Below are 24715 nucleotides of genomic sequence, written 5' to 3'. Positions count from 1 at the left end.
GATCCAGTCCATAAATAAGGATCATAATCTCCCTCCTTACACAGGACTCTCCTTAGGATTATACTCCTTCTTCACCGTTCGGGATTCTCCTCCAATTAACAACCGTTTCATGCCGAGAGCCATGGTAAACAGAATATATCCAATCACCCCGCCTAATGTATTCAACATCAGATCGTCCACATCGAATATGCCCATGCCAGTGAGCAGCTGTGTTACCTCATAGCCTAAACTTAGAAGTAGAGATGACAGAAATACGTTCGCCCCTGACAGCAGCTTGTTGCCCATCAGCATCGGGATAAACATCCCCAGTGGAATGAAAGCCATCACATTGCCCACCAGATGGATTGCAGTACCTGGACGATGCAGTGACAGGCTGTTCCAATCTCTTGAGATTTCCTGAAATGGTGTCAGATTGACGGTACGTGTATGAATCAGATCCGGCTGATGAAGGAAAGCCATAAGCTGGACCTTGACTACTTCAAAGTCGACCGCCCCCCCTTTAAAGAGAATAAGCTTGGTTAGCAGATATAAATAGATGATTAACGCGGCAATCCAAAGGATTTTATGTTTGATTTTTCTCTGCCTCATGTTGAAGAACCTCCTTTGTGCAGCCTTGTTACTCCTTTACGGTGACAATGACTCCATCCCTGTTGTCTCCCGATATGTCATAATGGCCATGCTCAGGTATGTAAACGGTCGTATCCCCGGCTGCCCGGTAATAGCGGATATGATACTTTTCACCCTCCACTTCAACCATAATGTTATCTTTCTCTTTTAGCAAATCCAGATACTCTTCTAGCACCAGGTTATTCTTATACATGACAGCACTATGCGGAAGTCCGACATATCGAAAGTGCCAGGGTTCATATTGAATCCCCGTGACACTCACCTTGTCCTTTGGATAACGTAGGATAAATCCATATTTCCAGGCATTTTTCTCGAGCCAGGCACCTTCCGGCGCTTCATCCATGGTGGTCAGCGTAGAGCCGATATCCATGGATAATCCGAGATTATGCTCACTGTGTCCTGCCGGAAGCGCGTAGTCTGATCCCTTTTCCTGATAAAGTTCATCCTGCTTGGCAAAGTCCCGATATCCGCTGCTGATGAGAAAATAACGTACTCCCTCTTCACCCGCCGCTTCAATCATCTTCTGAAAAGCCTGGGCTACCTCTCTTGAGAGCAATATGTTTTGATCCAGCAATCCGTATCCACGGACCAGATCGTCCTGCTGCGCCACATTTATAATATCGGTTCTTATGCCTTCCGGATGAACCGGATAGGTTGTATTAACAAGCAGCAAGTTCCCCTTATGTACTTGATCCTGAATATTACCGGTGATGGATACTGTATACCCCGTATGGTTTTCATGCTTATCCTGAATTTCAATGATCATCTCATCCTTCTGCTGAAAAGATGCCGGCGATCTTGTCATCACATACCCGATCAAAATGACGCATAGCAAAAAGCCCCACTTCTTCATCCTTACTCCTCCTTTGCCTCGTACAATCAAGGATAGAGAAAACTAGTTAAAGAAAAAGCAGGGCATTTTTAAAGTTTTTCTTAAATTTGACGGCAAACCTCATTCCATTGCTGGAAGGCGCACCTCAAATAAGGTCCGTACCACATCACTCTGGGCCGAAATGGTCCCTTCATGCTGTTCCACAATATTCCGGGCTATAAACAGGCCGAGGCCTGTCCCACCCTCCTGAGGGGTCCGTGCACGATCTCCGGTGTAATACATATCGAAAATATGCGGCAAATCCTCCGGGTGAATATGCCCTCCATAGTTAATAACCTGAATGACGACCTGATCTGCCTCCCGGTATCCCTTCAGGTCCACATAGATGCCATCCTTGCCATGGCGTGCAGCATTAATCAGCAGGTTCTCAAACACCCTGGCGAGCAATTCTCCGTCTCCGGAGATGGTCAAATCCGACTCGATAGTTAACCGGGTGAGCAGACGATTTTTCTCAAATACAGGATATAATTCTTCATTCATCTGTTTCAGCAGTTCGCTAAGATCCAGCCGTGTTTTCTGTATTGGGAGCATGCCATAATTCATCCGGGTAATTTCAAACAAACTATCAATCAGCTTCTCCAGCCGCTGGGATTTGGTAAAGGCAATCGATGTAAAGTGTCTGACCTGTTCCTCTGTCAGCTGATCATCCTTCATGAGCAGATCCAAATACCCAAGCACAGAAGTCAGCGGTGTTCGCAGGTCGTGTGCCAGATTAACGACGAGCTGGTCCTTGCTGGTTTCGGCAAAATCCCCCCGTTCTACTGCCTCCCTAAGCTTCTCACTCGCCAAATTCACATCCTCCGCGATTGTACCCAGTTCATCCTTCGAAGAGATCTGGACTCGATGCTGAAAATCTCCATTTGCCAAATGCCTGATCCCTGTGGAAATATCCTTGAAATAGGTCACGTAGGGCTTGGTAAACCAGAAAAAGAACAGAATGGCGAGCGGGATGAATAAAATGAGGAAGAAATAGATATCTCCAATGCTTTTCATAAAATGGCGATATTCGGCAAGCTGATCTTCTGCTCTCACACCTGAATAGTAAGCCTGCAAAAGCTTGTAAATCCCATAGGTGATCGCGCCAGAGGCCAGCATGCTCAGACCCAGCAGCATAATCATGGTTGTCCGAAAACTTCTTTGTTTAGTCATTAAATGTATACCCCACGCCCCAGATCGTTTTGATAAACTTGTTCTTGTCCAGATCTTCTCCGAGCTTTTTGCGCAGGGTTCGAATATGGACCATTACCGTATTGCCGCTCTCGTAATAGGCCTCTCCCCATACCTGTTCAAAAATGCTTTCCGCGCTGAACACCTGCTTGGGATGACTAGCGAGCAGATACAGAATGTCGAACTCCTTCGGTGTTAGTTCCACCGGTTTGCCGTAGAGTGTTACGCTATGCTGATCCGGCGCGATGACGAGTCCGCCCTTCTCCAGAATGGAACGCTGGACAGGTATAGACTGGCTGAATTGCAAGGAACGACGAAGCTGGGAGTTCACCCGGGCTACAAGCTCCATCGGATTGAACGGCTTGGTCATGTAATCATCAGCGCCCATCACGAGACCCGTAATTTTGTCCATATCCGACGTTTTGGCACTCAGAAAAATGATGGGCATGTGGTGCTGTTCCCGAATCTTGCGGGTGACCTCATAACCGTCCATGCCTGGCATCATGATGTCCAGAACGGCCAAGTCGATCGCTTGCGTCTGAATGGCGTGCAGGGCCGACTTGCCATCGTATGCCTTGACGATGTGGTATCCTTCTTTTTGCAAATGCAAAGCAACCAGATCAGCGATCTCCACTTCATCGTCCGCAATCAGAATCGTAATTCGCTTCATTGCTTATCCCACTCCTATATGTGATGCTCAACAGTATAACATATCTGGATCCAACATATAAATCATTGAGAGGAAACCTTTTTTATGAAATTGGACCGTTTATTAGCCATCGTTGTACTACTAATCAATCGCGGCCGTGTACAGGCCAAGGATCTGGCAGACACGTTTGAAGTTTCTGTCCGTACCATTTATCGAGATATTGATACCCTGGGCCAGGCAGGCATTCCTGTCGTGACGTACCAGGGCATGAGCGGTGGTATCGGCCTTGCGGAAGGTTACCGGCTGGATCGAAACGTGTTGACTGACCGGGATCTGGCCTCTATTGTTACCGCACTGCGCAGCGTCTCCACATCGCATACCAATGTAGCACGGGAACTGTTGATGGAGAAACTAAGCAGCATTGTTCCGGAATCCAAAAACGACGACTTTCAGGCCGAAACCAATCGTTTCATTGTGGATTATTCGATGTGGACCCACCCGGAAGCGCTGCAAAACAAACTGCAAATCATTGAACAGGGACTGGATCAGCTGCGTTCAATCACCTTTACCTATTGCAGCGCCGAAGGAGCCCAAACTCACAGAACCGTCGATCCTCATACCCTTGTTCTTAAAAAGCACTCCTGGTACCTCTATGCGTTCTGTCATGAGCGTAATGAGTTTCGCATGTTCAAACTGGTGCGTATGCAGGACGTGACACTTGCTCATGGAAGCTTTGAACGCAAACCCATCAACCTGCAGGACAGGCCCTGGCAGCAGGAGTGGGCGACTCCAGGGAACACAGTTGCCATGACGATGAGGTTCCACTCCCGTGTCCGTCATACCGCTGAAGAGTGGTTTGGCATAGAGAACGTGATCCCCGACGGCAAGGGATATTATATAAGTCAGGTGGCTTTTCCGGAAGATAACTGGCTGTACGGGTTCATTCTTGGCTTCGGCGCAGATGCCGAGGTATTGGAGCCTCTTCATATACGTGACGAGATTCGCCGAATTGCAGAACAAATCGTGCAAAATTACGCTGCCCCTTCGCAAACCTGACAGACTGATGTCCAGTTCCTCTCGGTATACTTCATCTATATTCAAGCTGTACATAACGAGGAGGAAATGATAAATGAACGTCACGATATGCCAGAGCTGCGGAATGCCGCTGACCACCCCTACCCAATTCGGAACGGAAGCAGATGGAAGTGCAACCCGTGAATACTGCATCTATTGCTATAAAGAAGGCATGTTCCAACAGCCCAATATTACGCTGGAAGGCATGATTGAGATGTGCACCGCGATCCTCATCGAAGAAGGTATGGATGAGGAATCAGCGCGGGCAATGCTGCGCAATCAGCTTCCCTTTTTGAAACGATGGAGCGCCTCCAATCCGAAAGGTAACAACAATACGCACTCCGTTCAACCTGTTCGATATGTTACACTTCCTGGCAAACGCCTGGCTGGCATATCAGCCAGAACGACCAACGCGATCGAGATGAGCGGCCAAGGCTGTATTCAGGATCTATGGAGCCGCTACTTCACGTCAGAGCACATTCCTGCACCGGAAGCACCCCGATACGGCTGCTACACAGATTATACCGATGGTATACACGGGGAATACACCATCCTCGTAGGCCACGAGGTAGCTGCAGATGAAACGTTACCAGCTGGCATGAACTCCATCGAATTGCCACCAGCAACATACGCCGTTTTCACCTCCCGCAAGGGTCCAATGGCAGAAGTTGTAGGTGAAGCATGGGGCGCCGTTTGGGGCTGGAGCCATCAGAACGAGCGAACGTTTACCGGTGATTTCGAGTTATATGATGAACGGAGTATGGATCCTGCCCAAGTTCAGGTCGATATCTATATTGCGGTAAAACAAGCTAGGCCAACTACAGAATAATGATATTTATCTTTACATTTCTTGATTAACGTTGCACAAGCCATCCAGCTCGTTGGATGGCTTTTTTGGGTGCTGCTCCCCTCTCTCACCTGCAAAACACGTATAAAACCACCCCCATCACACTCACGACAACCGACTATGGTACCAAGTTAGTTAGCTTCAATGATACCTACTCTCCCAGACAATTTGTCTTATTTTCGACACAATTGACATTCCTGAAACTGGGACTATTCACTTAACACCCGATTCGATCCTCCCATATCAAACCTTGTATTTCAGGTTCTTTATTCCTGAATTTCCCTAAAACCGTTTACATCCTCTGAATACGGGGTAAAATCACTACAATCCAATTGGAATTACGTCATAACTTCCCGATTTCGTCTAACAAGTCACATATACCTATATGCGCACTTGGAACAACTACCAATCAAAATACATAGCCCATATAAGATGAATTTAATGTTTACACCCCAACGGAGAGGGCAGGACTCACTGAAGAAGCGAAGCGCTCGCCTAAAAGCTTTCTGCAAGAAAGCTACATCGGAAGCACAGGCAATCACCGGATTTTCCCCTTAAAGAGGGAATTCAAAAAATCTGGGGATAACAGCGATCGGAAGAGGGTACTGCTATCGCAGTGTTAATTGTAACGTTTATAGGCTCAACTTATTTATCTACCAAAAGGAGGAACCAAGATGATCCGCATGCCTATTCAGCAAATGATCCCGTACCACCACCAATATCCGCGCAACACGGCGACCACTGCTCCCAAAAAGGAGAATGAGAACACTCAAGGTCTATCCTTTCACGAGATTCTGCAGCAAAAAATGGCTCAAAAGAACGTATCTCCTTCCATGCGATAAAATGAAACCTGACTGTATTGGAGTCTGACTATAGAACCGTCCTTCTGCCATGTGGCGGAGGGACGGTTATTGGCATTGATTTAAACGCTGTACAGTTCCCGGTCGCGCTCCTATAATGGATTAAATATCTGCAGCACTTACGGCTCATAAAAAGAAGCATTGGCAAAGGGGAAGTCATTATGATCACAATCGGCTGTTATCACGCTCACTACTCCAACATCGCACTCATTGAAGAAGTGCTCGCCCCCTATGAAGTGGAACTTGTGCATTATGTCGATCCTGGTCTGGATCGCCTTAAGCAGGATACGGACTTCTCAGAGGCTGTCATTCGGGAAAAGGTATCCCAGACATTAAAGTGGATTGCCCAATGTCATGCAGATGCGATTCTAGTCACCTGTACTCTATTTGCTGCAGTACTGGCGCACGAAGCACAGCAAGTCTCCATCCCCGTTATCGGTATTGATGATCCATTATTGCAGAAGCTGCAGCAGGATTCGCAGGAATACATTTTAGCTTTTACCAATCCTGCAACGGTTGAAGGAACGATGGCGCGGGTGAATGAAGCACTACAGCAAGGTGAAACTAACGGGCAGGCAAACGTTGTGGCTGCTTCGAGAACAAAGGCCGCATTAATTCCTGGTACATTTGAGCTGATTATGCGCGGCGATAAGGAAGGATATATGGAGGCAGTGACAACGGGCTTGCAGCAACTAGCTGCACAGTCACCAGAGAAAACCATTGTAGCTGCTCAGCTATCCATGGCTCCCGCAGCTGCCCTTGCTTCAGCAAATACGGGAAGTGAGATATACAGCCCGCTCGCATCGCTGGCATCTCATTTGGAGCAGCAATTGAATATTGGTAGGCGTTAGTTAGGGGCCGTTCTTCTCCCAGTAGTGGAGAGAACGGCTTTTATATATCTTAGGCTGCCCAAATTGGGCTGTAATGGCGCTTAGGTTCGGGTTCGGTATTCCTCAGCCTTTTCCTGCATTCCGGCTGCCACAGCCTCATTATCGGATAATCCTTTGTCCGCGGCAAACGCACGAATATCCTGCGTAATGCGCATGCTGCAAAATTTAGGTCCACACATGGAGCAGAAATGGGCCTCCTTGGCCCCTTCAGCCGGGAGTGTCTCATCGTGATAGGACAGCGCACGTTCCGGATCCAGGGACAGGTTGAACTGGTCCCGCCAGCGGAATTCGAAGCGGGCCTTCGACAGCGCGTCATCCCGGCGCTGTGCACGCGGATGGCCTTTGGCCAGATCAGCGGCATGTGCCGCAATCTTGTAAGCAATAACGCCTTCCCGGACATCATCCTTGTTCGGCAGGCCCAGATGTTCCTTTGGTGTCACATAGCAGAGCATCGACGTTCCGAACCAGCCGATCATCGCCGCTCCAATGGCTGAGGTAATATGGTCATAGCCTGGTGCAATATCGGTTGTCAGCGGACCAAGTGTATAAAACGGTGCTTCCTTGCAGATCTCCATCTGAAGGTCGACATTCTCCTTAATCTTGTGCATCGGCACATGTCCTGGCCCCTCAATCATCACCTGCACATCATGCTTCCACGCAATCTGTGTCAGTTCACCAAGCGTAGCAAGTTCAGCCATCTGGGCTTCATCATTGGCATCATAGATGCTGCCCGGGCGGAGTCCATCCCCGAGAGAGAAGGCTACATCATACCTTTTCATGATTTCACAGATTTCCTCAAAATGCGTGTACAAAAAGTTCTCCTGATGGTGTGCAAGGCACCATGCCGCCATAATGGAACCACCTCTGGATACAATGCCGGTCATCCGTTTGGCTGTCATCGGTATGTAACGCAGCAGTACGCCTGCATGGATCGTAAAGTAATCCACACCCTGCTCTGCCTGCTCAATGAGCGTATCCCGGTACAACTCCCAGGTGAGTGCCTCGGCTTCGCCATTCACCTTCTCCAGCGCCTGATACAGCGGCACCGTCCCGATTGGTACCGGAGAATTGCGGATGATCCATTCCCGGGTGGTATGGATATCCTTGCCCGTGGAAAGATCCATTACCGTATCGGCCCCCCAGCGTACCGCCCAAGTCATTTTCTCCACTTCTTCTTCAATCGAAGAGGATACGGCAGAGTTGCCAATATTCGCGTTGATCTTCACGTGGAAGTGACGTCCGATCAGCATCGGTTCGCTCTCTGGATGATTAATATTGGATGGCAGAATGGCCCTGCCGCTCGCCAGCTCCTGCCGGACGAATTCCGGCTCCACGCCTTCACGAATAGCTGCAAACTCCATCTCAGGCGTAATGATGCCCTGCCTCGCATAGTGCATTTGGGTGACACAGCGTCCGGATTGTGCACGGAGCGGTTTGCCGCGGAGGCCTGGATATTCTTCAGCTCCGGTTCTCTTCCCTCCAGGCTTCAATCCGTTATCCTCCGGTTTGACGGTACGTCCCTGGTACGCCTCTACATCGTTTCGTTCTGTGATCCAGCGTGCACGCAAAGCTGGCAGGCCTGCCCGGATATCGGCGTGAAATCCAGGGTCCGTCATAGGGCCGCTCGTATCGTACACGCGCAGCGGCTCGTTATGCTCCACCCCTTGGGGTGTATTCGTGTCATGAAGGGCAATTTCACGCTCCGGTACAGCAATGTCCGGCCGTGAGCCCTGAATGTAAACTTTGCGGCTGCCGGGAAACGGTTGAACCCGTCCGGCCGCTACTGTTCCCTTTTCCAACCCCTGTCCTGAATGTTCCTGTGCCGTTGTTCTGTTGTTTGTGTTCATCGCTACCTCTTCCTCCTCGTTGGTCGTCCCATGGATGGGCCAGTTTGATCGCTCGTGCACCCGTTCCATATCATCCACGCATAGGCAAGAAAAGAGCGGCCAACTTCCAAAGAAAGAACATTACAGCGGCATAGCGCAGACAGAATCTGGCACAGGCATAATTGGGTTATACCCTACTCCAGCTCTCCCGCAAAAGAAGGTAACCACCTCTGCTGCGGATGATCGCTTGACACTGTATATAAAAAAGCCGGTTCCCGAGGGAACCGGCCTATGTCCATCACCCCATAACAAGCCTGATGCCAAGCTCCCTCAAGTGGAGACATGCCAAAGGCTGGATTATGCAGTGTTCGTGGTTGTATCGCCGATTACTTCCCTACGCTGGTATGATCCAGATCAGGTGCAAAGGGTCCGGAATCTCATGCGATCCCGTCTCAGTCCGGACAATTCGGACTCCCCCAGTAACGTTAACAGTTGCGGTATGTGTACCGCAGTTCCATATTCAATTCATTCCAGCCCCGCTGGGCTGTCCATTACAGACTAGCGCAAGCCAGTCAGAAATACAACCCTCTTTCTTCCAGAAACGCCGGATCAGGACAACATGAGGCCCATCTGCGCGGCTGCTTCCTTCAGTACAGGTGCATATTCGTGCAAAGTTTCCTGGGACAGGCGGCTAACGGGACCCGATACGGATAGTGCAGCAGCAATATTCCCCTTTCGATCCATAATAGGAACCGATACTGCAGCCGCTCCAGGCTCACGTTCTTCGTAGCTGGTCGCATATCCATTCTCCCGAATATCGCCCATCTGAGCCAGATAAACTTCGGGATCGATAAATACGGGCCATTCAGGGCCATTCATCAGTTCCTCCCTATCTTCTTCCGTCGCAAATGCCATGAGTACCTTGCTGGATGCCCCTACGGATAGAGGAAGACGTACGCCAACCGGAGCCACCCGCCGGATGGCCTGATCACTCTGAACAGCCTGAATACGGATACGCTCACTGCCATCCCGCAGGTACAGACTGACCGTTTCTCCCAAACGATCTCTGAGCCGCTCCATTGCAGGAAGCAGCAAAATGGCAGGATCATCACTGCGGGACATATGAGCAGACAGCTCCCAGATTCGAATGCCGAGCCTGTATTTCTCAGTGGCCGCATCGCGAATGACGAAGCCCTTCTCCTCCAGCGTCGCCATCAGACGATGAACCGTACTTTTGTGCAAACCAATCTGGCTCGCAATTTCTGTGAGTCCAAGATCGCTGCGTGTGGTAAAACATAATAATATATCCAGCGCCCGTTCCACAGCCCGGACGGTTAATTTGCGGTCTTCCATGGCATAATGCCCTCCTCATGTTTCATCACATGAAACTTGGTTACATAAATTATATGAGAAACAATCTCATCTGTAAACCAAAATGAGCCAAATCATGACGATATGAAGTGTATATATTTTCTTTTTATAAGACTAAATCCCCTGCAATTTGCACCATCAGGAAATGTTACCCATATATCTTTCGGACTATATAACAATTGCGTAACAAATGCCTCCAATCAATTGACTTTGACTATATGGAAACATACGATAAAGATATAAAAGCAAGACTTTGCTGCATAGGCAAGCAAGGACATCAAGCCATATGATCTGATCTGAACTCGTTGTTATCTTCAATTGATCTGAATAAGGAGGGGCAATCATGTTTCCGACATCCCAGAGCGAAGCCCCGCTGCAAACGAAAGTGTCCGATCTGCCTTCTTCGTTATCACCGAGGCTGATCCGGTTCAAACATATTATCGTAGCGTTGCTGCTCTCCGTTGTATTTTTTCTGCTCTTTTGCTTCATTGCCTTACACGGCTATATTGCCTGGGTACTATCCAACCCGACCGTAGCTCCCGTGTTCTCCAATCCAATGCAGGCCAAGAACATGAAGTACGAGGATATCACGTTCCCGGCAGCAGATGGCAGCCGTACGATGCAGGGCTGGTATATCCCCGCAGACACGGATGTCAACAAAACCATCATCTTCAGTCATGGATATGGGGCCAATCGGGAGGAAACCTGGGTTCCCATGTATGACCTGGCTCACTATGCCCACCAGCTCGGGTTCAATGTAGTGATGTTTGACTATGGTTTCGCCTCTCAGGTGAACAAGGCAGTCGCTACAGGGGGCAAAGCCGAGTCCCAGCAATTGCTTGGTGCCATTCAGTTCGCCAAGCAGCGCGGTGCTCAGGAGCTTGTCGTCTGGGGATTCTCGATGGGCGCAGGCACAGCATTACAGACGGGGCTGCTCACCGAGAACGTGGATGCCATGATTCTCGACAGCACTTTCCTGCTGGAGCCGGATACGCTGTATCACAACATTCATAATCAGATCGATCTGCCGCGACAACCCACTTTGCAGATCATGAATCTGTTATTCCCGGTTCTGAATGGCACCGGATTACAGCAGATTCCGTATCAGGAAGTCAAAAAGAAAGACTATCCGTTCCCCATCTTCTTCATTCACGGGACGGAGGATGAGAAGGCTCCATATCCGATCGCCGAGCTTCTCGCCGCCAACCAGACGAACACCTACTCAGAGGAATGGATCGTACAGGACGCGCATCATGAGCTGATCTTCAGGGAACATCCGAAGGAGTATCTCCGCCGTGTCTCTACGTTCCTGAGTCATGTGACGAAAACAAGCAGCGACGATGTGGAAAATACCAATGCCGGAGGAGAATAAAATCTTCCGGTGATCAGAGCCCCTATGGGGCTCTTTTTTTATGCACACATAGGACAACATGGCAGGTGAATATACTTTTGGGACGATTATAAAAGGTTAATCACACCCTATCCCTTGAAGGCCGATATGACATTTTAATTGAATGGAGGTTTGCCGCATATGAATTGGTCTGGCTATGGACCCTTGCTGCCTCTCCGCATTCTGGAGGAGATCAGGTTCTGGAAGGAGCAGGAGAAAGAGCATACGCTCGTTATTCGGGCACTGGTTCCCGATCTGGAGCCCACTTATGTGAAGCTGCTTGAAGAATGGGCAGTGACGTTTGAAAATACCGAGAAGGTAGCCAACCAGCTGTTGAAACAACTGTTACCCGGAACCCATCCCCCTGCCCCTTACATCATCGGAAGCGTAGAACAGCTTGTCTCCTCTGCACGTTCACAATCGCGGGAATTCATCAGGCAGCTGTACGTCCTGCTTGAGCAAAGTGCCGCCGTGCAAGCTGTCCCGCTCGCTAAGGCAGTCATTCTGCACTTTATCCGCGAATCGGAGTATTTCCTCGGTGTACTCGATACCTTGATTCAGCCTGGAATCATGCGAGATTCGGCAAGTGATGCTCCCTTTTCTTTGGATAAGTATGTTCAATTGTCAGGACGCACCGAGCGTGAAGCAGCGGAGGAGCCATCATCCATGGCTGGAAAAACTAACGCTCCGTCAGCTCCCGCACCTTCATCTTCTTCTTCACAGGTCCAGTCTTCAGAGGTCTCCGGTCTATCGCCATCTTCCGGTACTACAGAGAGCATCACCTTGCCTTCTACACCTCCTGTGAAGGAGAGACCTGTTCCGATTGGAGGACACACGCTGCCTCCTCTGCCCTATGCCTACAACGCACTCGAACCACATATTGACGAAATGACGATGCGCATTCATCACGATAAGCACCATCAATCCTATGTGGACGGACTCAATACAGCCGAGAAGAAACTGGCAGAATCACGTAAAAAAAATAATTTCGAACTCGTCAAACATTGGGAACGAGAACTTGCCTTCAATGGTGCAGGCCACTACCTTCATACGATCTTCTGGACGATCATGAATCCCAGAGGCGGCGGCAAACCTTCCGGATTACTTGCTGAACAGATCAAACGGGATTTTGGCAGTTATGAGGCATTCAAAAATCAATTCACTGAAGCCGCTAACAAAGTGGAAGGCAGCGGCTGGGCTCTCCTTGTCTGGAGTCCACGGGCTCACCGTTTGGAGATTTTACAGGCGGAGAAGCACCAGAACCTGTCCCAGTCCGACATCGTACCTCTCCTGCCGCTGGATGTATGGGAGCATGCCTACTATCTGAAGCATCAGAATGAGCGCAAGAAATATATCGAGGACTGGTGGAATGTCGTCTATTGGCCTGCGGTGGCTGAACGTTATGAAACGGCACGCAAGCTGTTGTGGCCACCCTACTAGAAACGAAAAGGGAAAAGGGAACAAGAGAAAAGAGATATCTCCAGCCGGTAGACTGCCAGATATCTCTTCTTCATTTGCAATAAAAAAAGCAAGCCTCTTGATTCAAGAAGACTTGCTTGTATTTAGATAAGGTCAATGACGCGTCATGCTAGACTAGGAAGCACAGCCCTCGCACGCAACATAGTTGTCCCCAACCTGTTTGCTGATGGCAATCAGATCCCCCAGCTTGATATCTTCCTCACCCGTGAACTCCAGGTCGGCAATACGTGCAACGATCAAAGCCGCAGCTTCTTCCTTGCTTGTTGCCATTTGGCTGAATTCAGACTTCTCGCCTGAAGAAACAACCTCATATTCAAATGTATATCTTAATGTTTCCATCTTGGCACTCTCCTTCCGAAATCACATCATATCATCTCTATTAACCAATTCCAAGTGTTCTCGAACGATACTAATCGTAGCGCAGTTTCATCTGCTCTGCCGTCTGCCTGACTGCCTCTCGATCAACGGACAATACGTGGTCAGTCTCAGCCATAGGGTATCGATTACGAAGCGTACGGACCAAGGAAGCGGTGTAAGCTGCTGCAGAAGGCACTCCTGCGAGCTCTTGAAGACTCGCCATGGTGCCCGGACGAACATCGGGATACCCTTCCTGCAGGCCGTCTGCTGCATGCTGATAGAACTTGCGTACATCTGCCGCCAGCTTGTCTCCTTGCCCTTCGACGATAATAAAAGCCGTTATAATATACGCCTTGGCCTGCCTTCGCTGGGCAATACCGCAAAATTTCAGTCCGCCTACACTGACATCATAATCACCGGGGCAGAAGGCACCCTCGATCTCTCCGGTTCGCGCCTGATTCGACCATGGTGTTAACGACTCGGCAATAAGAGCTGCCATCTCGCGGAAGTCATCGTGAATATTGATAGCTCGGGCCGGGTTAGGCAAAATCAATGAAATGTTAACCACGCCAGGATGAAGAGGAACAGCTGCACCTCCCGAGGGACGAACACAGACAGCGGTTCCCTGCGTTCTTATGCCTTCCATTGCCTCTACAGCCTTGGGAAGCCGGCGATCCCGCAGACCTGCAACAAATGCGTCAGGATGACGCCAAATATGGGCAACCGGCAGATGCCCTTCGCCTACACGGCGGCACATCACTTCTTCCCATGCAAATGCCTCTAGCACACTGCTTCCATACCGAAGTAATGGGGTTTCCCAGATCTGTATACGATGCAGCCTGGATGACGAGTTGGACGGAAGCGCCTGCTCTGCTCCAGGCTGTCCGGTATTGTCTGAATTCAAAGGTACACTCATATTTGCTAACCTCCGACTAAACGAATCTGAATCAGGATAAGACAAGGAAAGGGTTTTAAACATCGCTGGATGTACACAAATGCTCATATAAATAAATAAGCCGGTTCCCAGGGAACTCGGCTTATTAGGTGAACCTTTAATGATTGGACACGGCTTGAAAGCTTGTCCGGTTCGGGTCTTAGTCCTTAACCAGAGACAGAAACTCAGCACGCTGCGCCGTATTGTCCCGGAAGGAACCACGGACCGCGGAAGTTACCGTCTTGCTGCCAGGCTTTTTCACGCCGCGGGAGCACATGCACAAGTGCTCACCTTCCACAACGACCATGACACCATGCGGTTCAACAGCATCGTTCAGGATGTCGGCAATCTGTGAAGTGATACGTTCCTGAACTTGCAGACGACGGGTAACTGCCTCGACCAACCGAGCCATTTTGCTCAACCCGACAATTTTGCCGCTGGGTACATACCCAATATGCACTTTGCCGAAGAAGGGCGCCATATGATGTTCACACTGGCTGTAATAAACGATGTCCTTCACAATGACAAGCTCTTCATGATTCTCGTCAAACGTCACGCCGAGTACATCGCGCGGGTCCACTTCATACCCGCCAAAAATCTCTTCATACATACGGGTTACGCGTGCAGGCGTCTCAAGCAGCCCTTCTCGCGTACTATCTTCTCCGATCAGTTTGAGGATCTGTTCCACATGGTACTCGATCTTCTCCCGATTGTCGGATACTTTTGAATTCAAATAATCTTTCACGCCAGCCACTGCCGAACGCCTCCTTTCGAACCACTTGGTGTAAGCCTTCTTTCACTTCAGCATTATGCATAATCGATTATGCAATTTGCTTGCTTACAACTATTATTTTCGGCGGCCCGAGTTTTTACGCGCAGGATGCTGCCCCGGCTGAGGCATCTTCGCGCCTGGCTGCTGGTTCTTCATCATCTGCTGGGCGCGCTGCATTTGCTTGCCATTCAGGTTATAACCCATTTGCTTCGCCATTTTTTGAAGCATGTCGGGATCACTTTGCATTTTCTCGAGTTGTTTACGCAAGTAGTACACCCCGATGAAAAATCCCCCGACCAAACCTACAATCAATGTGATAATCGGTATAACTATTTCCATCTCTTAGACACCTCTGTATGCAATCTAAAAAGCCTGATAATCCGTGTCAGCACCTGATGTCCACTTGCCTGCTTGTACACGTGTCACGGACCGGATTTCCTGAAAGTTATCATAGCATTTCCGCACGATTGGAGCAAACGGATTTTCCAGCTAATAGTTAAAAATCGGTGAACCCAAACTTCGCTTCAACCTGGGGGTAAACCTCTCATCAAGCTCCATGTAAACCTAGGTCATAACCGCCTCTATGAAAACGGTCGTTTCCCTGGCCAGATCCACCTCGACCACATCCAGATCATAACGCGTGCTTCCGCGTGCAACCCGAATGACCGGTCTGCCTGGCAGCCCCCGATGCTGCCGGACAATGACTCCAGTTTCTCTAGTGGACAGCCTGACGGCTGTTCCGTTCGGATATACGGATACGCTGCGGTTAAATTCAATCAGGATGTCCCGATCCAGCTTCGTACCCGACATGGCCATCATCTCTTCACAGGCTTCATGCGGCAGCAGGCTTGGACCAGACGAGCCGTTGATCAGATTATCATAGATATTGGCGGCAGCGACTATTTTGGCAAACAGATGAATGTCCTTGCCCATAATGCCTCTCGGCAGCCCGGTACCATCCACATGCTCATGGTGCTGAAGGGCCGTATGAGCCACGAGCAGACTGAACTCCCGCTTGGACTTGATGACTTCGAACCCCCGCCAGGTATGGTGAAGGGAAGCATTTGCCGCCGAAGCGCTGCCGGGAGGCTCTCCGACTTTGCCGATATCATGAAGCAGCGCACCCACCGCCAGATCCTTCAGCTGATTGTAGTTCAAACCCAAATTGAGTCCCATTACAGATGAAAGCAAACATACATTCATGGCATGTACGTACTGGGCGTTGTCCTTGGTTCGGATATCCGTTAACTGGACAAGCAGTTCCCGCCCGTTTAATACGTCGTTCAGCAGCTTGTCTATGCTAAGGGCAACCTTTTTCGGGCTCCAGTCTTTCCCGGAGCGCACCGCCTCCAGCGTCACGCTCATTTCATTAATAATAGCCCGCTTCGTGGCTTCATCCAGAATGTCTTCTGTCTCCACATCTTTATACGCTTCATCCTGGATGTACAGCATGGTTACGCCAATACGCTTCAGCGTATTAATCATAAATACGGTGAGCTGGACTCCTGCAGACAACAGGACTGTTCCGTTGCCTGAATATACGGTTTTGCCCAGACACTCGCCCGCCTCCACACTTTCCACGTTTACATACTTCATGAACGTCCCCCGCTCTTACGATTGCTGCTCCAATGCGAGCAATTGCTCCTTGGTTTGCAGACCGCCTACATAACCTACCAGGGTTCCGTCTTTGCCGCTGATGCGGTGACAGGGAATAATGATCGGAATCGGATTTTTGCTAATGGCATCCAGAACTGCGCGAACAGCTTTGGGTCTTCCGATCGTTTCTGCAACCTGCTGGTGTGTTGAGGCCTCTCCATAAGATATATCGGACAGGACTTGCCATACTTGAAGCTGGAACGGTGTTCCGAGCAGATCCATTTCCAACTCGAAGGATTTTCGCTCCCCGGCAAAGTACTGCTGCAGCTGCTTCGCAGCTTCGCTCAGCCTCTCTTCGTTTTTCTCGTATCGGTACTCGCCAATCCAGGTTCGGGCCCATTGCTGCAGGTGAGCCTCACGTACATGAAATGCTCCAAAATCAATATGACATAGTCCCTTTTCCGTAGCACACAGCGTAAGTGTACCAATAGGTGTCAGCACTTCATCATAAAATACCGGCGTACCATGAAGCCCTGTTACGGGCGAAGGTTTCCACGCAGCCGCCTCCTGCTTCACCGATTGTCCGGATGCATTCGAATCCGTATCGGTTGATTCATTCTTCTGTTCTTCTTGCTGCTTGTCACTCATTAGCCCAACCTGCGGCTTTTCGGGTAAGGACCCGGACGAACTGAGTCGTTCCTTGGCCTTCTGCAGCATGCTTAGTACGTTCCCATCTTGTTCGTTAGCGGCAGCTTCCCCAATTGCTCTCATTGCGTCTTCTCCTCCAATTCTGCTTAACGCCCAGGCTGCGGTTCCCCGCAGCTCGGGACGCGGATCACGCTTCAGTACCTCCGTTAGCTTCGGTACAGCGCTTTTGTCCTTGAAATTGCCGAGTGCTATCACTGCGTTACGCTGAATCGGCTTTTTACCCCGCCAGGCGGCAGAGCTCTGCCCGAAGCGTTCCTTGAACTCACGATTGCCGATGTCCAGCAGCGGTAACAGCAGCGGCTTCACAATCTCCGGATCGGGCTGCAGATCGGGATGGTGGTCCCAGTTTTTGCCCCGATTCTTCGGACAGACGATTTGACAAGTATCACAACCATACAGGCGGTTGCCTATTTTCAACATGAACTCTTCGTCCACGAACCCTTTGGTCTGCGTTACAAAAGAAATACACCGCTGTGCATTCAATTGTCCCGGACCCACCAGTGCTCCTGTCGGACAGGCATCGATACATTTTGTACATTCCCCGCAATCTTCCGTTACCGGCGTATCCGGCTGGAAGGGAATGTTGGTCACCAGTTCACCAAGATAGATCCACGATCCAAACTTGGGTGAAATGATGGAACAGTTTTTGGCGCTGAAACCAATGCCCGCTCGCTGGGATACTGCCCGGTCAACAAGTGCCCCTGTGTCCACCATGCTCTCAATCATGGCCTCCGGCACCCGTTCCCGTATAAATTGAACCAGCTTGTCCATGGCTTCGCGCAGCACATGGTGATAATCCCTGCCCCAGGCCGAACGGGCCAAAATGCCGCGATATGCACCAGGTTCCGACTTCGGCGGATTAACCATCTTCGATGGATATGCCACAGCGATGGCGATAAGCGAAGCGGGCTCGCCCTCCTTCAAGGCAGGACGCACCCTCTTCTCGATATCCGGTTCTTCAAAACCGGATGCATAACCGTTGTCCCGATGCTGCTCCAGCAGTGATTTTAACGAAACAAAGGGCTCTGCCGAAGCAAAACCGACATCATCAATGCCCAGCCCGGGGGCAGCTGCCTTGATCTCCTGTTTTAACTGTTCCCACACGGAACCAGCCTGAGCTGCCCCGGTCTGTACGCTCGTCATGTTCTCTTCCCTCTCTTCTTCTCCACTCATATTCACTAAACAGTGAACGCCCGCCTCGCTTGAGAGGACAGGCGTCTATAAAGGTACACTTCCGTGTGTACCGCATTTAAATTGTGATAAGGGTCCATATATTTGACGCAAAATGAAGTCCAAAGTTTCCAAACCAACATTTTACAGTTTCTTCATCTCGGAAAACGGCCAGAAAATAAATTCAGCTTTACCAACAATCTCACTGGATGTGATACTGCCAAAGACGCGACTGTCCTTGCTTTTCCCCTCATGGCGGTTATCACCCATCACAAAATAATGATCATCTTCCAGCGTGATCGGGCCAAAATCAGGATCCTGCACCTCGGTATCCGTATACGTCTCTGCCTGCTGTTCTCCATTCACAAACAAATGGTGGTCACGTACTTCAACCGTATCGCCCGGAAGCCCAACAATGCGTTTAACTAGGAATTCCTTTTTCTCCACACCTTCACTCGGATCCCGCAGTACAATAACGTCAAACCGGGATGGCTTTCCAATATCATAGACAATCTTGTTGACGAACAAACGATCCCGCTCGACAAGTGTCGGCTGCATGGACTGACCTTTGACCATCGACAGGTTAAATACAAACAGATTCAGCAGCATCATGATCACAAAAGCAACAACGATTGTCTTCACCCAGTCCCATAGTTCTGCAGCCCAGGATTTCCCCGGCTGTCCAGACCCTGTCTGGTTGCTTCGATCTTCGGAATTCATACGCTCTGTAGAAGGTATATTGGAGTTCAAAGGGACACCTCGTTTATCATTTTTGTTCCAATAAAGGCGTTCATACTCCCTCTAAGTCTATCTTATTTGCCGGAGTGAAACAATTGGTTATGAACACCAATCACCTCAGGCATAATCCGCAGCTTAGGATCATACAAATAGAAAGGCATATCCCTACGTGGTTACGTTAAAGGGATATGCCTAATATAAAATGAGAATCTGTTTTATTTCTTTTTTAATCATTCAAACCTAGGCTTTGGACAAAATACTAAGTTTCTGAAAGGCACTTAATATTTTATTGGCGCCGTAACCCATAGCTTCATATAGAGGCATGGCTGCTTTGTTGTGCTCATCACCCGCGACCCATATTTGGCTGACTTTCCGTTGTTGGAAACGTTGTTCCATGGCCTCGACAAGTGTTTTGCCGACTCCACGGCGACGATAGTCTGGATGGACCGCAATACGGTAGATGCATCCCTGGTTGTGATCAATCGTACCGATCAAGGCGCCGACGAGGTCTCCCTCTTCTTCCGCAACCATAATCAGGTCAGAATCCCATGACAATTGACGGGCAAACGGGCCCATCGTGTTCTCATAACACTCTTCCGATAGTGCAACCTGGAGAAGCTCCGTCATCTGGCTTGCATCACTCAACTGAAAGGAACGAACGTGCATGTCTTAAATCTCCCTTTTCGTTAGCTTGATGAGGTTTTACAAAAAGGGGCTCCCCTTTTTACCAAAAACCCAATGTTCGAATAATGACAAAAAACGAGAAAATACCGCTTCTTCGTCAATTAAACCATACTTTCCGCCATAAAACACGCATTTTCTTTTGAAAGCGCTTAATTGTAACCGTTTACATCCGAATATTAATTTTTTTGTCTATTAAATCGGCTAATATCACATAAATATATTCATAATGGGTAAAATATGTTTGTTATCCCGAGTCATGCATTTGATCAACGTTGCGGGGGACTTAATAAACAAAAATGTTGCTTAATTAGCCCGGATGCGGTTTAATATTAGTGGCAAGGGTATTATTACATATGTACCTGAGCAGTTTGCATCCATTCACTGAGTGACTCTCAGCAAGACATAGATTGTAGTGCTTATCTTCGTCTGAATCTTGCCCGGGAGCGTTCAATTGGTTGTGCAAAATGCTTAAAAAAATTAAAATCTCAGGAGGTATTTTCACTATGGCTTTTCAATTACCGGCACTTCCTTACGCTAACGACGCTCTGGAACCACATATCGATGCACAAACGATGGAAATTCACCACGATCGCCATCACAATACTTATGTAACTAACCTTAACGCAGCTCTGGAAAGCGCTCCTGAACTGCAAGAAAAAAGCTTGGAAGATCTGATCGCTAACCTTGACAGCGTACCAGAAAGCATCCGCACAGCGGTTCGCAACAATGGTGGTGGACATGCTAACCACAGCCTGTTCTGGGAAATCATCGGACCTAACGGCGGCGGCGCTCCTACAGGTGACATCGCAGCTGCAATCGACAGCGAACTGGGCGGCTTTGACAAGTTCAAAGAAGACTTTGCAAAAGCAGCTACTACTCGTTTCGGTTCCGGTTGGGCTTGGCTCGTTGTAGGCAAAGATGGCAAATTGTCCATCACTAGCACGCCTAACCAAGACAGCCCGCTCTTCGAAGGCCTGACTCCGGTTCTGGGTCTGGACGTATGGGAGCACGCTTACTACCTGAAATATCAAAACAAACGCCCTGACTACATCTCCGCTTTCTGGAATGTAATCAACTGGGATGAAGTAAACAAACGTTACGCAGCAGCGAAATAAGACTGCCTGACAATAAGAAGAGCCTGATTCGGTCTTAATGACTGAATCAGGCTCTTTTCTTTATGGGATTATTCCTTTACTTCATCATAAGCCCCAGCAAAGTAACTGCTGAGCAGCTTCAAAAAGACATTAGGGAAGGCCAGCTTGTCCATATCCTTGGGTCCAATCCAGCGATAGATGAGCCCGTCCCCCTTGCCTGTCTGGGTCAGAGCTGAGTCAGGGGAGATATCCGCTGCTTCCGCAAGGATCTCTCCGTCCAGATCGGATGCTGAGGGGGAAGCCTCCAGCACGGAAGCCTCCATCTCCTTGGCAGCCGCCTGGGTATCTGCCTCATAGGCGGCTCTTGCTTCCGCAGCGATTAGCGGAAGCTCTTCACTGCTCTGGTCCTGCTCGGTGCACTTGTACACCTGCAGGTTCCAAACGATGTGGCTGAACACATGCTCCGCATGGGTAGCCAGCCCCTCCGGGCGGGCAGCGAAGCCCTCCGCCCACAGACTGCCAGCCAGCAGTGCCATGGCTGGCTCATCGGCCAGCGGCCCCGCCGCCTTGCCGGCTGCGGCGGGCGCCGCCAGTACATGCGGCAGCTCCCACATGCGGGCCAGCAGGCCCGTCGCTGGGCGCTGGCGCACAAGCACTTGGCCGCGATGCTCGCCGCGGCCCTCGACCAGAGCGACCAGCCGCTGCTCAGGGCGCGGCGGCTTCGCCTTGGTCTTGACCGGCAGCGTGAGCTCCCGTCCGGCGATGCGGCCGGAACATTGCTCCATGACCGGGCAAGTCAGACAGTGCGGCGCTTTTGGCGTACATACCAGCGCGCCAAGTTCCATCAGCGCCTGGTTGAAATCACGCGCTCGCCCTTCCGGAATGAGCTCTCCGGCAAGCTCTTCCATAAGCACCCGGGTGCTGCCCTTCATAATGTCCTCATCAATGAGGAAGTATCTGGACAGAACCCGCATGACATTGCCATCTACCGCAGGCTGCGGCTGGTTGAAGGCAATACTGAGAATGGCCCCGGCTGTATACGGACCCACTCCTTTTAATGCAAATACGGCCTGTTTATCCTGCGGCATCTCTCCACCGTGCAGCTCCATCACCTGCTGGGCAGCTGCCTGAAGGTTACGGGCACGGGAATAGTAGCCAAGTCCCTCCCAGTTCTTCAGCACATCCTCTTCCGCTGCTTCGGCCAGGGCCTGAACGGTCGGGAAATTGGCGATGAACCGGTTGAAATACGGGATGACCGTATCCACACGCGTCTGTTGAAGCATGATTTCCGATACCCACGTAAAATAGGGATTATTGTGACGACGCCACGGCAAGTCACGTCTGTTAATCATGTACCAATCCAGCAAATTCACACTAAAGTGTTGCTTTTGTTCCATTAAACCCATATTTCCGTCCTCTCCTGTTACCTTGCTATTCCTATTGCTCTATTCTTACCGACTATTTGTCTGTCTTCTCCACGATGGCAAAAGCTGCTGCAAGCTCTGTCTGATGCGTAATGCTGAGATGAATATCATACTGCTGGTCATATGGCAATTGAAGCCGTTCCCATGCCTGACTAGACAACGTTGCGACCGGGCGTCCCTTTTCGTCAGGAAGCACCTCGATATCTGTAAAACTCATCACACGGCCGATGCCGCAGCCAAACGCCTTGGACACTGCTTCCTTTGCTGCAAACCGGCCAGACACAAATTCAGTCATCCTTTTCCCTCGTTCAGCTGCCAATTTCCGCTCAGCCGGAGTCAAAATTCGATTCATAAATGCTTCGGCATGACGACCAGACAGCAGCTTCTGCATACGTCCGATCTCCAGTACATCGTTTCCAACTCCATATATCATTAACGATTCACCCGCTTAATCTTTTATGCTGTGTAGAATCTTGAATGGTTTCTATTTATCACTGCTCCGAACACGTATTCTATTGTAGCAGGAGGAAGAGCGAGAAGCGAGTACCTCACCGACATTCCCATTTATGTGAAAATAAGAATCAGGGAAGATATAGCTGGGCATGCAGCTTCGTCAGATGGAAACCTAGAATTGAACATAATGGATATCATCCAACCGATACTACAGCAAAAAGAGTCACTGCCTGATGCAGTGACTCTTTTTTTTCATTAACAGGTTAAATCATTCACCCTGTAAACCTTACACCAAGATTTTAGATGCCTGGGATGGCATTACGTTTATGGTGAGTGCGTGTATAGAATGACTCAAGACGCTCCTGCGCAGCAGGATCAATCTGTTTGCCTTCCAGGTAGTCGCTGTTATCCTCATAGGAAATGCCCAGTTCCTGTTCATCTGTCTGGCCTTCCCAAAGCCCTGCTGAAGGAGCCTTGTCCAAAATTTCGCGCGGAACACCAAGATATGCAGCGAGCTGACGAACCTGACGTTTGTTCAGGCTGCTCAACGGTGTAATGTCAACCGCCCCGTCGCCCCACTTCGTATAGAAACCGGTGATGGCTTCGGAAGCATGATCCGTACCTACCACCAGCAGGTTTTCTTCAAAAGAAAGTGCGTATTGCATGACCATGCGGGTTCTTGCCTTTACATTCCCTTTGCCTTGTGGAGTCATATGACGCGGGCTGCCCATGGATTTGAAGCCTTGCTCCACTTCAAGCGCGATCTCATTGACCGCATCTTCAATATTGGTTTCCACCACATGCTTCAGGTCAAATGCCTTTGCAACCGCGTAGCTGTGATCGATATCGGATTGCTCACCGTATGGCTGGAACACTCCCAGTGTTTTGTATTCCTGGTTGTTCTCGGCTGTGAGTTCGTCTGTAGCCTTTTTGCACAGCGCTGCAGCAACCGCACTGTCAATTCCGCCACTGATGGCAATAAGCAATCCTTTGGTACCGGAATTTTTCACGTAGGATTTCAGAAAGTCAACGCGTTTGCGGACTTCCTCTTCTTCATTAATGCTTGGCTTAACCTTCAACTCAGCGATGATCTGTTGTTGCAAACTCATCGTTCAACACACCCCGTTTCTACATAAATGAAATTTGATGTCCAGCTTGAAAGGTCCGAATGCTTCAATAACCTTATTTGCTCAAAATGAAACGCCCCGGCATCGGTCATCCGAAGGGCGGGGCGCTCCTAGAGCTAATTAACGGCAGTAACGGTCAAATGCATTCGTGAGATCAGCCGCAATTTCCTCCGCAGAACGGTCTTCCACTTGGTGACGCTCGATAAAGTGAACGAGTTCACCGTCTTTCATTAGAGCAATGGAAGGTGAAGATGGAGGATACGGTGCAAAGTACTCACGTGCTTTTGCTGTAGCTTCTTTGTCCTGTCCGGCAAATACCGTATACAGGTGATCCGGTGTAATATCGTGCTGAAGGGCTTGAGATACACCCGGACGGCACTGGCCTGCGGCACATCCGCACACCGAGTTAATCACGACAAGTGCTGTTCCTTTAGCATCTGGCAGACTAGCTTCTACTTCCTCAGGGGTACGCAATTCCTGAATACCCAGGCGAGTCAGCTCATCCCGCATCGGTTGAACCATATCTTTCATGTATTGATCAAATGACATCGACATTCGTTTCACTCCTTATTAATGGTTGTTCTAT

The 24715-nt window shown here is 49.7% G+C and carries 25 protein-coding genes and 1 riboswitch; of the genes, 7 read left to right on the top strand and 18 right to left on the bottom strand.

Translation table 11 applies throughout. The annotated features are described in order from the left end of the window. Window positions 1-36: 36 nt before the first annotated feature. The 4 genes from AC3RCI_RS03270 to AC3RCI_RS03255 form a co-directional block, all read right to left on the bottom strand. A complete protein-coding gene (locus AC3RCI_RS03270; RefSeq protein ID WP_354479500.1) occupies window positions 37-588 on the bottom strand; it encodes a VanZ family protein in 552 nt (183 codons plus the stop codon). A gap of 28 nt (window positions 589-616) precedes the next feature. Next, the gene (locus AC3RCI_RS03265) at window positions 617-1480 is read right to left on the bottom strand and encodes a M15 family metallopeptidase (protein ID WP_492527511.1); all 864 of its coding nucleotides are present in this window, start codon (window positions 1478-1480) and stop codon (window positions 617-619) included. Window positions 1481-1579: 99 nt separating this feature from the next. Continuing rightward, complete coding sequence (locus tag AC3RCI_RS03260) at window positions 1580-2668, bottom strand: HAMP domain-containing sensor histidine kinase (protein ID WP_336784294.1); 1089 nt, start codon at window positions 2666-2668, stop codon at window positions 1580-1582. Beyond that, the gene (locus AC3RCI_RS03255) at window positions 2661-3356 is read right to left on the bottom strand and encodes a response regulator transcription factor (protein WP_336784295.1); all 696 of its coding nucleotides are present in this window, start codon (window positions 3354-3356) and stop codon (window positions 2661-2663) included. Before AC3RCI_RS03255 ends, AC3RCI_RS03260 begins: the two co-directional genes overlap by 8 nt. Before the next feature lie 84 nt (window positions 3357-3440). Between AC3RCI_RS03255 and AC3RCI_RS03250 the strand changes: the two genes are divergently transcribed. The 4 genes from AC3RCI_RS03250 to AC3RCI_RS03235 all read left to right on the top strand — a co-directional run bounded on the left by AC3RCI_RS03250 (window position 3441) and on the right by AC3RCI_RS03235 (window position 6967). Further along, a complete protein-coding gene (locus AC3RCI_RS03250; RefSeq protein WP_336784296.1) occupies window positions 3441-4391 on the top strand; it encodes a helix-turn-helix transcriptional regulator in 951 nt (316 codons plus the stop codon). Window positions 4392-4464: 73 nt separating this feature from the next. Continuing rightward, entirely contained in the window at window positions 4465-5238 is a 774-nt protein-coding gene (locus AC3RCI_RS03245) for a zinc ribbon domain-containing protein (RefSeq protein ID WP_492527510.1), read from the top strand. 692 nt (window positions 5239-5930) lie between these two features. Then, a complete protein-coding gene (locus AC3RCI_RS03240; protein ID WP_176476234.1) occupies window positions 5931-6098 on the top strand; it encodes a hypothetical protein in 168 nt (55 codons plus the stop codon). A gap of 179 nt (window positions 6099-6277) precedes the next feature. Beyond that, window positions 6278-6967 carry a hypothetical protein gene (locus tag AC3RCI_RS03235; RefSeq protein WP_492527509.1) on the top strand — a complete coding sequence of 230 codons (690 nt, stop codon included), beginning with the start codon at window positions 6278-6280 and terminating at the stop codon, window positions 6965-6967. An 80-nt stretch (window positions 6968-7047) separates the two neighbouring features. On the opposite strand, the gene thiC is transcribed toward AC3RCI_RS03235, so the two are convergent. Continuing rightward, entirely contained in the window at window positions 7048-8853 is a 1806-nt protein-coding gene (gene thiC / locus AC3RCI_RS03230; protein WP_492527508.1) for a phosphomethylpyrimidine synthase ThiC, read from the bottom strand. Window positions 8854-9206: 353 nt separating this feature from the next. Beyond that, a riboswitch (TPP riboswitch) is annotated at window positions 9207-9320 on the bottom strand. Between the two features lie 121 nt (window positions 9321-9441). Next, on the bottom strand, window positions 9442-10185 hold the full coding sequence (locus AC3RCI_RS03225) for an IclR family transcriptional regulator (RefSeq protein ID WP_095293204.1): 744 nt from the start codon (window positions 10183-10185) through the stop codon (window positions 9442-9444). Window positions 10186-10546: 361 nt separating this feature from the next. Here AC3RCI_RS03225 and AC3RCI_RS03220 point away from each other — a divergent pair, with 361 nt between their 5' ends. After that, on the top strand, window positions 10547-11575 hold the full coding sequence (locus AC3RCI_RS03220; protein WP_154896871.1) for an alpha/beta hydrolase: 1029 nt from the start codon (window positions 10547-10549) through the stop codon (window positions 11573-11575). 159 nt (window positions 11576-11734) lie between these two features. Further along, complete coding sequence (locus AC3RCI_RS03215) at window positions 11735-13033, top strand: Fe-Mn family superoxide dismutase (protein ID WP_492473832.1); 1299 nt, start codon at window positions 11735-11737, stop codon at window positions 13031-13033. A 153-nt stretch (window positions 13034-13186) separates the two neighbouring features. Here the strand turns inward: AC3RCI_RS03215 and AC3RCI_RS03210 are convergent, their stop codons facing one another. From AC3RCI_RS03210 to AC3RCI_RS03175, 8 genes are all read right to left on the bottom strand, one after another. Continuing rightward, a complete protein-coding gene (locus tag AC3RCI_RS03210; RefSeq protein WP_095293207.1) occupies window positions 13187-13411 on the bottom strand; it encodes a hypothetical protein in 225 nt (74 codons plus the stop codon). 70 nt (window positions 13412-13481) lie between these two features. Beyond that, complete coding sequence (locus AC3RCI_RS03205; RefSeq protein WP_492527507.1) at window positions 13482-14345, bottom strand: lipoate--protein ligase family protein; 864 nt, start codon at window positions 14343-14345, stop codon at window positions 13482-13484. Between the two features lie 178 nt (window positions 14346-14523). Further along, entirely contained in the window at window positions 14524-15117 is a 594-nt protein-coding gene (folE, locus tag AC3RCI_RS03200; protein ID WP_336784304.1) for a GTP cyclohydrolase I FolE, read from the bottom strand. 93 nt (window positions 15118-15210) lie between these two features. Beyond that, entirely contained in the window at window positions 15211-15474 is a 264-nt protein-coding gene (locus AC3RCI_RS03195; protein WP_095293210.1) for a YneF family protein, read from the bottom strand. Between the two features lie 225 nt (window positions 15475-15699). After that, the gene (locus tag AC3RCI_RS03190; protein WP_336784305.1) at window positions 15700-16731 is read right to left on the bottom strand and encodes an HD-GYP domain-containing protein; all 1032 of its coding nucleotides are present in this window, start codon (window positions 16729-16731) and stop codon (window positions 15700-15702) included. A 15-nt stretch (window positions 16732-16746) separates the two neighbouring features. Continuing rightward, window positions 16747-18582 (bottom strand): tRNA epoxyqueuosine(34) reductase QueG, encoded by a 1836-nt coding sequence (gene queG / locus AC3RCI_RS03185; RefSeq protein ID WP_127540759.1) that lies wholly within the window; start codon window positions 18580-18582, stop codon window positions 16747-16749. A 171-nt stretch (window positions 18583-18753) separates the two neighbouring features. Then, a complete protein-coding gene (gene lepB, locus AC3RCI_RS03180; protein ID WP_261780176.1) occupies window positions 18754-19359 on the bottom strand; it encodes a signal peptidase I in 606 nt (201 codons plus the stop codon). A gap of 228 nt (window positions 19360-19587) precedes the next feature. Continuing rightward, window positions 19588-20013, bottom strand: coding sequence for a GNAT family N-acetyltransferase (locus AC3RCI_RS03175; RefSeq protein WP_095293213.1), 426 nt, complete (start codon window positions 20011-20013; stop codon window positions 19588-19590). A 521-nt stretch (window positions 20014-20534) separates the two neighbouring features. On the opposite strand from AC3RCI_RS03175, the gene AC3RCI_RS03170 reads away from it, so the two are divergent. Then, window positions 20535-21146 (top strand): superoxide dismutase, encoded by a 612-nt coding sequence (locus tag AC3RCI_RS03170; protein ID WP_153976821.1) that lies wholly within the window; start codon window positions 20535-20537, stop codon window positions 21144-21146. A gap of 68 nt (window positions 21147-21214) precedes the next feature. On the opposite strand, the gene mutY is transcribed toward AC3RCI_RS03170, so the two are convergent. From mutY to AC3RCI_RS03150, 4 genes are all read right to left on the bottom strand, one after another. Further along, the gene (gene mutY, locus AC3RCI_RS03165) at window positions 21215-22531 is read right to left on the bottom strand and encodes an A/G-specific adenine glycosylase (RefSeq protein ID WP_492527506.1); all 1317 of its coding nucleotides are present in this window, start codon (window positions 22529-22531) and stop codon (window positions 21215-21217) included. 52 nt (window positions 22532-22583) lie between these two features. Then, entirely contained in the window at window positions 22584-22982 is a 399-nt protein-coding gene (gene acpS, locus AC3RCI_RS03160; protein ID WP_127540765.1) for a holo-ACP synthase, read from the bottom strand. A 319-nt stretch (window positions 22983-23301) separates the two neighbouring features. After that, entirely contained in the window at window positions 23302-24111 is an 810-nt protein-coding gene (gene nadE, locus AC3RCI_RS03155; RefSeq protein ID WP_127540767.1) for an NAD(+) synthase, read from the bottom strand. 138 nt (window positions 24112-24249) lie between these two features. After that, complete coding sequence (locus tag AC3RCI_RS03150) at window positions 24250-24684, bottom strand: BrxA/BrxB family bacilliredoxin (RefSeq protein ID WP_095293217.1); 435 nt, start codon at window positions 24682-24684, stop codon at window positions 24250-24252. Window positions 24685-24715: the final 31 nt, after the last annotated feature.

The organism is Paenibacillus sp. MT124, from assembly GCF_058792755.1.
Note: the sequence above shows the minus strand (reverse complement) of the source record. Positions and strands in the feature narration are given on the sequence as shown.

Coding starts and splice junctions, on each gene's coding strand:
- AC3RCI_RS03260 (WP_336784294.1), bottom strand. CDS start 2,668: ATGACTAAACAAAGAAGTTTTCGGACAACCATGATTATGCTGCTGGGT.
- AC3RCI_RS03220 (WP_154896871.1), top strand. CDS start 10,547: ATGTTTCCGACATCCCAGAGCGAAGCCCCGCTGCAAACGAAAGTGTCC.
- AC3RCI_RS03150 (WP_095293217.1), bottom strand. CDS start 24,684: ATGTCGATGTCATTTGATCAATACATGAAAGATATGGTTCAACCGATG.
- AC3RCI_RS03195 (WP_095293210.1), bottom strand. CDS start 15,474: ATGGAAATAGTTATACCGATTATCACATTGATTGTAGGTTTGGTCGGG.
- AC3RCI_RS03215 (WP_492473832.1), top strand. CDS start 11,735: ATGAATTGGTCTGGCTATGGACCCTTGCTGCCTCTCCGCATTCTGGAG.
- AC3RCI_RS03205 (WP_492527507.1), bottom strand. CDS start 14,345: ATGAGTGTACCTTTGAATTCAGACAATACCGGACAGCCTGGAGCAGAG.
- AC3RCI_RS03245 (WP_492527510.1), top strand. CDS start 4,465: ATGAACGTCACGATATGCCAGAGCTGCGGAATGCCGCTGACCACCCCT.
- AC3RCI_RS03265 (WP_492527511.1), bottom strand. CDS start 1,480: ATGAAGAAGTGGGGCTTTTTGCTATGCGTCATTTTGATCGGGTATGTG.
- nadE (WP_127540767.1), bottom strand. CDS start 24,111: ATGAGTTTGCAACAACAGATCATCGCTGAGTTGAAGGTTAAGCCAAGC.
- acpS (WP_127540765.1), bottom strand. CDS start 22,982: ATGATATATGGAGTTGGAAACGATGTACTGGAGATCGGACGTATGCAG.
- thiC (WP_492527508.1), bottom strand. CDS start 8,853: ATGAACACAAACAACAGAACAACGGCACAGGAACATTCAGGACAGGGG.
- AC3RCI_RS03270 (WP_354479500.1), bottom strand. CDS start 588: ATGAGGCAGAGAAAAATCAAACATAAAATCCTTTGGATTGCCGCGTTA.
- AC3RCI_RS03255 (WP_336784295.1), bottom strand. CDS start 3,356: ATGAAGCGAATTACGATTCTGATTGCGGACGATGAAGTGGAGATCGCT.
- AC3RCI_RS03235 (WP_492527509.1), top strand. CDS start 6,278: ATGATCACAATCGGCTGTTATCACGCTCACTACTCCAACATCGCACTC.
- AC3RCI_RS03240 (WP_176476234.1), top strand. CDS start 5,931: ATGATCCGCATGCCTATTCAGCAAATGATCCCGTACCACCACCAATAT.
- AC3RCI_RS03250 (WP_336784296.1), top strand. CDS start 3,441: ATGAAATTGGACCGTTTATTAGCCATCGTTGTACTACTAATCAATCGC.
- AC3RCI_RS03210 (WP_095293207.1), bottom strand. CDS start 13,411: ATGGAAACATTAAGATATACATTTGAATATGAGGTTGTTTCTTCAGGC.
- mutY (WP_492527506.1), bottom strand. CDS start 22,531: ATGGGTTTAATGGAACAAAAGCAACACTTTAGTGTGAATTTGCTGGAT.
- queG (WP_127540759.1), bottom strand. CDS start 18,582: ATGACGAGCGTACAGACCGGGGCAGCTCAGGCTGGTTCCGTGTGGGAA.
- AC3RCI_RS03170 (WP_153976821.1), top strand. CDS start 20,535: ATGGCTTTTCAATTACCGGCACTTCCTTACGCTAACGACGCTCTGGAA.
- AC3RCI_RS03225 (WP_095293204.1), bottom strand. CDS start 10,185: ATGGAAGACCGCAAATTAACCGTCCGGGCTGTGGAACGGGCGCTGGAT.
- AC3RCI_RS03190 (WP_336784305.1), bottom strand. CDS start 16,731: ATGAAGTATGTAAACGTGGAAAGTGTGGAGGCGGGCGAGTGTCTGGGC.
- AC3RCI_RS03175 (WP_095293213.1), bottom strand. CDS start 20,013: ATGCACGTTCGTTCCTTTCAGTTGAGTGATGCAAGCCAGATGACGGAG.